This window comes from Parasphingorhabdus sp., assembly GCF_036963705.1.
Lineage (GTDB): Bacteria > Pseudomonadota > Alphaproteobacteria > Sphingomonadales > Sphingomonadaceae > Parasphingorhabdus.
Genome location: NZ_JBALUT010000087.1, coordinates 1 through 8,470, shown reverse-complemented (window position 1 = coordinate 8,470; position 8,470 = coordinate 1). Strand labels below are relative to the sequence as shown.

The window sequence follows — 8,470 nt, the reverse complement described above, 5'->3', positions numbered from 1 at the left end:
CGCGGCATTGTCGTTGCTGATCTGGTCGAGCAGGATGAACAGGTCGGTCGAGCGCGCCGCCATCAGCCCGCTGTTGCACAGGTTTACCCCGCGCTCAGCATCACTGGCGTCCTTATACTCGACCATTTTCTCGATCTCGCCCTGATCATCGGCGATGATCCGGCCATAGGCGCCTGCGTCATCGGGGCGAAAGCCGAGCACGACCGCGCGTGGCTCAGAGCCGTTGTTCAACCGGTAGATCATGTCGCGCATGGTATCTGCGTTGACCATCGGCACATCCCCGTAAAGGATCAGCACATCGCCCGCGAAGCCTTTGAGCGCGTCATGGGCTTGCGCCACCGCATGGCCGGTGCCGAGCTGGTCTTCCTGCACCGCAATCGCGACATTGCGGCCCTCGACGCTGGCTTCAATCTGCTCACGCCGCGCGCCGACGACAATCACCGTGCGCTCGACGCCAATGGAATCGACGGTATCGAGCAGATGGTGGAGCATCGGCTTGCCGGCAATCGGGTGCAGCACCTTGTGCTTTTCCGATTTCATGCGCGTGCCTTGTCCGGCGGCCAAAATGATTGCGGCTAGCGGGCGATCGGTCATCACATTACTCCGGAGAAGATTGACTGGTGGCGGCCTTATCCGGCCCATTTGCAGCGGCTAATGCCATGCAAGGCGCGCATAATCCAGCATGTTTATAGCTATTCGGACGGGGTCATTTCGGTTGTTGTCCGCCTTTGCGCCATTTGGTCCACAAATGGCGGGCCAGCATCAGCGGCGGCATCCGCAGCCAGTGCGAGCGGACGTAGAAAGCGAAGCGGGTGAGCTTGCGGGTTTCCCGGCCATATCCGTCGCGAGCGAGCAGACGCCGAACGTAGAGATTATCGGAGATTGCCGTTTCGACTGAGCCAATATTATCGAGCGATGCTCCATATATCCGGGCTGCCAAACGTAACGCCCTTGCCAACTCAACGCGCAGTCCGTGAATTTGCGCGCGACTTTGCAATTCGGCCAAGAAATTCTCATCCGCTTCAGAAAAATGCCGCAGCAATAGGTTGATATCCCATAGGTTCCTTAGTCCGCCCGCAAGATCGCCATCGGCAAATAAATGGGCAATGGAATGCAGCACCATGTCGGCAGGCGCCATGACATAGAGCCCGTTGTCCAGACGGACCGCATCGTCGAGGATCGCTTTTGCATCCGGTTTGGGTGCGGCGGTCAGCGGCAATATCGTGTGGTGGACATCAATCATCCGGTCGCGCTCGCGGTGGATCAGCGGCGGCAGTTCGTGCATATGTTCGCGATAATATTGGTCGTCATAGGGATCGGGTTTGACCCATTCCCATCCCGCATCGAGCAGGGCAGCTTCGACCACCGGAAGATCTTCGCGGGCCACCATGATATCGAGATCGCCGATGCTACGTCCTACGCCCGCATCGAGATTGGCCGCGACATAAGCAGTGCCTTTCATCAGCACAATCTTGCTGGGATACTCAGCCAGCGCTCTTCGCGCGCAATCGGCTTCCCACAAAGCCTGCTGGCGCGCGAGATCATGCGCCTCGATCGCGTCTTGCAGAACAGCGCGCACCCGATCCGGCACGGCAACATCCTTCACCCGGTGGGCAAGCGAACCGATCAGCGATTCCGCCCGGGCTATGCTGATCAATTCGGTCCACTGGCCACTGTCGAGCATTTCGACACTTGCCGGATTGCGCAGCGCATCAACCAAAAGGCGAGCATCGCGCATCATGGCAATTGACCCCACAAGTCGTGGATCATCTCTTCCGCCTGATCGGTCGATTGATAGTCCATTGCCTTGACCGGGACCTGATCGACAAAACGGGTGAGCGCATTAAATCCCCCCTCGCCCAGCGCGACATAATTGGTCGAAGCCTGGGTCAGGCGAACGAAAACTTCCGATTTGCCCATTTCCCGCAATTCGGGCGCATGGCCGAAACGAGGAAAGAGCAGCAGCGCCGGCTTGGCTGGCTCATCCATCCGTTCAATCGCCGCCTTGGGCGGGACCAGATGGCGAATATCGCCTTTCGGCGTGGCCTTCATTTCCGGACCGAAACGGGTGTCGGCGACAACCTTCTGCATCGCACCAATAGCCTCGTTTTTGAGACTGATCAGGCGCGGAAATGGGAAGATTTGTCCAGAATCGAGCGACAACAGAGCAAATTCGTCGCCCATGAAGCGCCAGCCTCTTTCGGCCAGCATCGCCGATAATGTCGATTTTCCCGATCCCGAAAGACCGGTCATGATCAGCGCCTTGCCGTCCTTTTCGACGCTGCTGGCATGGAGCAGCAAATGCCGTCTCCAACCGAGCGCCATTTGCAGATTCATCCCCATTTCGGCTGCCAGCAATCCCTGTGTCAAAGGCAATGGCGCAGCATCAGGCAACCAGAAATCGCCGCCGATATGAACCGACGGCCGCAAGAGTCGCCGCCAAGGTTTTTCCGGTTCAAGACGGACTGTAAAATCCACGCTTTGGTCGACCAGCAGGGGATAGTCGCTATATAAAGCAACCAATTGATCCAGAGGCTGCCGCCACGCCGAAGCGATGCGGAATGCAGCGGGCCCGATTTTGAGCAAGATCTGATGCATCTCGCCCATCAACCCGAAACCCGCGCGACCAGGCCCAGTCCGGACAGTTCTTCCAGTCGGGCAATAACAATATTCTCCGCATCAATGTCAGATTCAATATCGAATCTGGCGGTCAATTGCGCCGCTATTTCAGCAGCGGTCAGCGAAAGTCCTTCCATGACTTCCAGTATCGCCGGAGCGGGATCGGCCAGCATGTGGGTAATCCCGGACGTTCGATGATAGAGCAAAGTCATGCTGTCCAGCTCATGCCAGATCAGATCATCTTGCGCCGCAGCCCGATATTTCTGGGTCATGATGATTTACCTGCGGTTCCGGGACGACATGTCGGCCCCATAGCAGGCAAATGTTAAAATTGGGAATATCAGCGCGGCATTTGCAGAGAAGCATAGCAGGTAAATCCGCTTTGGCCGGATTGCAGCCTGCGGATGTAATTTACATAAGCCTCTGACTGGTCGCGAGACGTGCCGGGCAGCGAGCGCCCGTTCATCGCGCGACGCACTTCTTCACCGGTAAAATTGCGGCCCGCTGGCGGATATGCGCCCGGGGTGTCGGACGGGACAACCTTGCCATCTGCAGCGATATAGCCGCCCGAAGCATGATTGCCTGGTACCGGAATTTCACAATTGAGTACCGAACCCGCAGTTTGCGCCAAGGCAGGCTTGATACTGACCACAGCTGAAGCGGTAACCGCGCCCATCATCAGAGCGCGGCGGCGGGTTACGATACCTTTGTTCAGATCGCTTTCGGCCGACGGTCCGGATGGAAGGTCATCATTCATCGAATTTCTATCCATATTCTCTCTTGCTCCAGATAAGAGCCCATTATCAGAAATCAGGTAAAAAGCGAGTAAACAGTCCTGGGTGGCATAGCCCGTCTATAATCGGGACATTGACTCTGGAATCATTAACATCACCGGATTTGCAGTGGTCCAGTCAACAACCCTAAAAATTCTCATTGCCGATGTCACGCTGCGCAGCCTAAATGAATGCCATGACCATGAAAGATTTAGCCCGATGACCTCGGTATCTCCCATACGCGTGCTTGTCGCTTTGTCGTTTATCGTCGGCGGTGCGATATTGGCAAGCCTGTTGTCGCAATCCGGGCAACAGCTGATGGTTGTTATCGGAACCGGAGCCATAGCCCTGTTTACAATATTGCAGGACCCACCGGCTGCCCCACTGCCCGACCCAGCCTCGATCGACCGACAACGCAAGCAGATTCTCGACCAAGGCAGATGGGAAGCCTATCGCGAAATGATAGACCCGATCACCGATCCAATTTTGCTGGTGCAAAACGCCAGGGTTGCCGCGGCCAATCCGGCAGCGGTGAAAGTTCTGGGCACTCACATCCTGGGCGAGGATGTGCGGATTGCCATTCGTCATCCCGCCGCTGCCGATCGCCTCGCCAACCCCGACGCAATACATAGCGGTGAGCCTATATTGTTAGTCGGTGTCGGAAGCACTGATCAAAGATGGGAATTGCGCATCCATGCCCTGCAAGACGGCCTGAAACTGGTCCAGCTGTCCGATCGCAGCAGCCATCATGCGGCCGAGCGTATGCGGACCGATTTTGTTGCCAACGCTAGCCACGAACTGCGCACGCCGCTTGCTGCGATAAAGGGGTTTCTGGAAACGCTGGAAGACCCCAAGGCCGGCAAAGACGATGCTACCCGCACCCGGTTTCTGAAAATAATGTATGATGAAGCCGATCGCATGCAGCGCTTGATCGAGGACTTGATGTCACTGTCGCGGATCGAAGCGGAAAAATTCGAATTGCCTTCCGACGAAATCGACCTCCGCGACTTGGTCAGCGAAGCACGCGATTTTTACATCAACAGCCGCGGCAAAAAGGAAATGGACATACAGGTCACACTTCCGACCGACATTCCCCGCATCTATGGCGATCGCGCGCAATTGGCCCAGGTCGTAAACAATTTGCTCAGCAATGCTTTCAAATATGGCAAAAAGGGAGCCCCGGTTCGGATAACTGTCGCGCCCAATCGAACCGGAACGATGCTATATCTTTCGGTTAGTGATGAGGGTGACGGCATCGCCCCGGAACATATTCCTCGACTCACCGAACGATTCTATCGCGTCGACAAAGGACGCAGTAAATCAATAGGGGGAACCGGACTCGGCCTTGCGATCGTCAAACATATTTCGGAACGGCACGGCGGACGGATGGAGATAACCAGCGAAGTCGGAAAAGGCACGACAGTATCCGTGCAATTGCCGATCGCCAGCAAAACGCCCAGCGGCAAGGATATCGCAAGCATATCCGGATGATGCGACGGGGTGATTGAAAGCCGTTCCAGAATAAGCGACATTTGGTCGCTGTCACATATCCGTAATATATCTGTCATACCCAAGACATTGCTCCCGCCTAGAGGCCTCTTCAACAAGCCTGTTAATCCGATGTTTGGCAAGGTTCAGTCATCGGTCGAACATCAATGAAATTGGAGATATGTTTATGTTAAGAAAACTCACTTTCCTGACCATCGCCTCTCTTGCAGCAACCGGATGCCAGGATCAGGCTTCCGGAGGCCAAGGCGGCACCCGGAGCGAAATTCGAATCGTCGGTTCATCGACCGTTTTCCCATTTGCAAAGGCAGTAGCCGAGCAATTCAGCATCAACGGAGCGAACCCGTCTCCCATTCTTGAATCCACCGGTACCGGCGGCGGTATGAGCCTTTTCTGCGCCGGCGTTGGCGCGGGCACTCCCGATATCGAGAATGCATCTCGCCGGATCAAGGCTTCCGAACTGGAATTATGTGAGAGCAATGGCGTCACCGATGTTGTTGAAGTAAAAATCGGCATCGACGGTATCGCTATTGCCCAGGCCAATGACGGCACCGCTTTTTCGCTTACCCCGGTCCAGATTTACAAGGCCATAGCGGAACGCCCGTTCGGAAAGAAAAATACCGCAAAAACATGGTCGGACATCGATTCGTCCCTGCCCAAATTTGCGATCAGCGTATACGGTCCGCCATCAACCTCTGGAACGCGCGATGCGCTCACCGAATTGATCATGGAAGTTGGCTGCGCCACTGATCCGGCGACAAAGGCGCTCAAGGACAGTGATAAAACCGAATATGAAGCGGTTTGCCATGAGATTAGAGCGGATGGCGCTTATGTCGACGCGGGCGAGAATGACAATCTTATCGTTCAGAAGCTGAAGGCCAATCCGAATAGCGTAGGTATTTTTGGCTATAGCTTTCTCGAAGCCAATCTAGACAGCGTCCGCGGCATTCCGGTCTCAGGTGTTAACCCGACTTATGAAGCCATTGCTTCTGGGGAATATCCCGGTGCCCGTCCGCTCTATATTTACGTGAAAAAGCAGCATGTTGGCGTGATACCGGGCCTTGGGGAATATGTGCTTGAATTCATCAATGCCGGAGCGCGTGACGGATATCTGGTAAAAGCCGGATTGATTGCTTCTCCCGATGCGGTAAGAGCAAAGATGAGCGAAGTGGTCCGCGATATGACTCCGCTCAAACTTAGCGAGCTCAAATAAGCGTTCGTAAGTGAGTATAGTTTTTAGACGATTTTGAACCAGGGGCGGAACCAGATATTGTGACAAGTGCGACGCTCCTGTTTCTCGTGATCGGCTTGGGCCTTGTCGCGTGGTTTTTTGGACGGCTGAAAGCAGCCGGACTGCAAACACGCGGCAAGGGCTCACGGTCAATACTCCATTCCCTGCCCAACTATCATGGCTGGTATGTCGCTTTATGGGCGATCGTACCGGCAACCATTTTCATGATGGTCTGGAGCTTCGTCAGTCCAGCTCTGATAACCGATGCAGCGCTGAACAGCCCCGCTGCAGCTCAATTGCCCCAAGGCGGTTTTGCCCGCGCCGCCATTTTGTCCGAAGCCCGCGCGATCGCATTTGGCAATCAGGTCAACGCGTTCAACCCTTTATCCCAGTCCATGGTCACACCTTATCGGGAGGCCATTTCCTATTACCAGATGATCGGCGCGATCGCGGCGCTCCTGATGGTCTTCGCTTGCGGTGTCTACGCATGGCTGAAGATCAAGCCGGATCTCAGGGCTCGTACAAAAATCGAGCGGGTGACCATGATGATCCTGCTGTTCGCATCGCTGATCGCCATTGTCACCACCGTCGGAATTTTCCTCTCGCTGGTTTTCGAAACCGCCCGGTTTTTCTCCATGGTATCGCCGATTGATTTTCTTTTCGGTACCCAATGGAATCCAAAAGCGGTCGCCGGACCGCGCGGCGAAACCGGTTTTGGCGCGATCCCGCTTTTCTGGGGTACGGTGTTTATCGGCGCCATTATCGCGATGATCGTGGCTATTCCACTGGGGCTGATGAGCGCCATTTACCTGACCCAATATGCACCAGCGAAATTCCGGACCTGGATGAAACCGATTCTCGAGGTGCTCGCTGGAGTACCGACGGTGGTCTATGGCTATTTCGCTGCGTTGACAGTCGCCCCCGCGCTGCGCGATTTTGCAGTTTCTATCGGTATCTCGGGCGCGTCTTCGGAATCCGCTCTTGCTGCCGGTGTGGTGATGGGCATCATGATCATTCCGTTCGTTTCTTCGATGGCTGACGACAGCATTGCCGCTGTACCCAGTTCGATGCGGGATGGATCTCTGGCAATGGGTGCAACTCATAGCGAGACCATCAAGAAGGTTCTGATCCCTGCCGCTTTGCCCGGTGTCGTTGGCGGCGTTCTACTAGCCGTCAGTCGTGCGATTGGTGAAACGATGATCGTTGTGATGGCTGCCGGACTTGCTGCCAATATGACCGCCAATCCATTTTCCAGTGTGACCACCGTCACCACCCAGATCGTTCAATTGTTAACCGGTGATCAGGAGTTTGACAGCCCAAAGACACTGGCTGCCTTTGCTCTTGGACTCGTCCTTTTCATCGTTACCTTGCTGCTTAATCTCATCGCCTTGCGGGTGGTCAAAAAATACCGGGAAGCTTATGAATAGTCTCACCGATACCAAGCGCCGCCCGACCGACTGGCAAGGCGCAGACATGCAAAAGCGCATCGCACGCCGCTATGCAGCAGAACGCCGGTTCAAGGCGATCGGCATGGGAGCAATCATGCTTTCCGCCGGCTTCCTGGCATTCCTGCTGGTGGTAATGGTCGGCAACGGGTTCCGCGGCTTCACCCAAACGGAATTGCCGGTAGAGATCGACTTTCCCGCCGTAACGGGCGGTATATCTGCAAGTCAGTTTGAAGGCCCCAATGCCAGCGCCAATATACAGTCCATGGGATTGCCCGAGATTGTCAACGGCAGCATCGAGCTTCAATATGGCCAGGACGGTAACAGCCTGTTTTCAACCAGCGGCTGGACTTCGGTAAGCGCGAAAATTCTCGCCGATCCGAAAATCGTCGAGCAGAAAGCGACGGTCTATCTGCCGGTCACTTCGGACATAGATGTCGCCTACAAGGATGCCGGCAATCCGGAAGCCGAGCGGACGGTCAGCAAATATTCTGATCAGCTGTCGACCGGGTTCAACTGGAATTTCCTCAGCAACTCCGATGCGACGGACCCGATGCAAGTGGGCATTTGGGGCGCGTTTAAAGGCTCGCTGATCACCATGATCGTGACCTTACTGCTGGCCTTCCCGGTTGGCGTGCTGGCCGCGCTTTACCTGGAAGAATATGCTCCCAAGAACCGTTTGACCGATCTCATCGAGGTTTCGATCAACAATCTCGCGGCCGTGCCGTCGATCATCTTTGGTCTGCTTGGCCTTGCAGTATTCCTGAACTTTTTCGGTATGCCGCGTTCCGGCGCGCTGGTTGGCGGTCTGACTCTCGCCTTGATGACAATGCCGGTCATCGTCATCTCGGGCCGCAATGCGGTCAAGGCAGTACCGCCGTCGATCCGCGAAGCCG

Annotated in this window: 9 protein-coding genes; 4 read left to right on the top strand and 5 right to left on the bottom strand. The window is 55.5% G+C overall.

Going from position 1 to position 8,470, the window contains the following annotated elements:
• The 5 genes from V7680_RS14010 to V7680_RS13990 form a co-directional block, all read right to left on the bottom strand.
• Positions 1 to 594: NTP transferase domain-containing protein (locus V7680_RS14010; protein ID WP_335653884.1), on the bottom strand; the 594-nt coding region annotated here is incomplete at its 3' end.
• 112 nt (positions 595 to 706) lie between these two features.
• Positions 707 to 1,738 carry a nucleotidyltransferase domain-containing protein gene (locus V7680_RS14005; protein WP_335653886.1) on the bottom strand — a complete coding sequence of 344 codons (1,032 nt, stop codon included), beginning with the start codon at positions 1,736 to 1,738 and terminating at the stop codon, positions 707 to 709.
• Complete coding sequence (locus V7680_RS14000; protein ID WP_335653883.1) at positions 1,738 to 2,607, bottom strand: HprK-related kinase A; 870 nt, start codon at positions 2,605 to 2,607, stop codon at positions 1,738 to 1,740. The genes V7680_RS14005 and V7680_RS14000 overlap by 1 nt, the downstream gene beginning before the upstream one ends.
• Positions 2,607 to 2,891 carry an HPr-rel-A system PqqD family peptide chaperone gene (locus V7680_RS13995; protein ID WP_335653882.1) on the bottom strand — a complete coding sequence of 95 codons (285 nt, stop codon included), beginning with the start codon at positions 2,889 to 2,891 and terminating at the stop codon, positions 2,607 to 2,609. The genes V7680_RS14000 and V7680_RS13995 overlap by 1 nt, the downstream gene beginning before the upstream one ends.
• 68 nt (positions 2,892 to 2,959) lie before the next feature.
• Positions 2,960 to 3,376 (bottom strand): hypothetical protein, encoded by a 417-nt coding sequence (locus V7680_RS13990; protein ID WP_335653885.1) that lies wholly within the window; start codon positions 3,374 to 3,376, stop codon positions 2,960 to 2,962.
• Between the two features lie 235 nt (positions 3,377 to 3,611).
• Between V7680_RS13990 and V7680_RS13985 the strand changes: the two genes are divergently transcribed.
• The 4 genes from V7680_RS13985 to V7680_RS13970 form a co-directional block, all read left to right on the top strand.
• Positions 3,612 to 4,883, top strand: a complete 1,272-nt coding sequence (locus tag V7680_RS13985; RefSeq protein ID WP_335653881.1) for a sensor histidine kinase — start codon at positions 3,612 to 3,614, stop codon at positions 4,881 to 4,883.
• Positions 4,884 to 5,061: 178 nt separating this feature from the next.
• Entirely contained in the window at positions 5,062 to 6,111 is a 1,050-nt protein-coding gene (locus V7680_RS13980) for a substrate-binding domain-containing protein (protein WP_442955054.1), read from the top strand.
• A 59-nt stretch (positions 6,112 to 6,170) separates the two neighbouring features.
• On the top strand, positions 6,171 to 7,556 hold the full coding sequence (gene pstC, locus V7680_RS13975) for a phosphate ABC transporter permease subunit PstC (RefSeq protein WP_335653879.1): 1,386 nt from the start codon (positions 6,171 to 6,173) through the stop codon (positions 7,554 to 7,556).
• Positions 7,549 to 8,470 (top strand): PstA family ABC transporter permease (locus V7680_RS13970; protein ID WP_335653878.1); only part of this gene is annotated, 922 nt, incomplete at its 3' end. The genes pstC and V7680_RS13970, both read left to right, overlap by 8 nt.

What these genes read in the sequence shown, in the direction of transcription:
- V7680_RS13980 (WP_442955054.1), top strand. Translation starts at nt 5,062, where the DNA reads ATGTTTATGTTAAGAAAACTCACTTTCCTGACCATCGCCTCTCTTGCA.
- V7680_RS13995 (WP_335653882.1), bottom strand. Translation starts at nt 2,891, where the DNA reads ATGACCCAGAAATATCGGGCTGCGGCGCAAGATGATCTGATCTGGCAT.
- V7680_RS14005 (WP_335653886.1), bottom strand. Translation starts at nt 1,738, where the DNA reads ATGCGCGATGCTCGCCTTTTGGTTGATGCGCTGCGCAATCCGGCAAGT.
- V7680_RS13985 (WP_335653881.1), top strand. Translation starts at nt 3,612, where the DNA reads ATGACCTCGGTATCTCCCATACGCGTGCTTGTCGCTTTGTCGTTTATC.
- V7680_RS13990 (WP_335653885.1), bottom strand. Translation starts at nt 3,376, where the DNA reads ATGAATGATGACCTTCCATCCGGACCGTCGGCCGAAAGCGATCTGAAC.
- V7680_RS14000 (WP_335653883.1), bottom strand. Translation starts at nt 2,607, where the DNA reads ATGGGCGAGATGCATCAGATCTTGCTCAAAATCGGGCCCGCTGCATTC.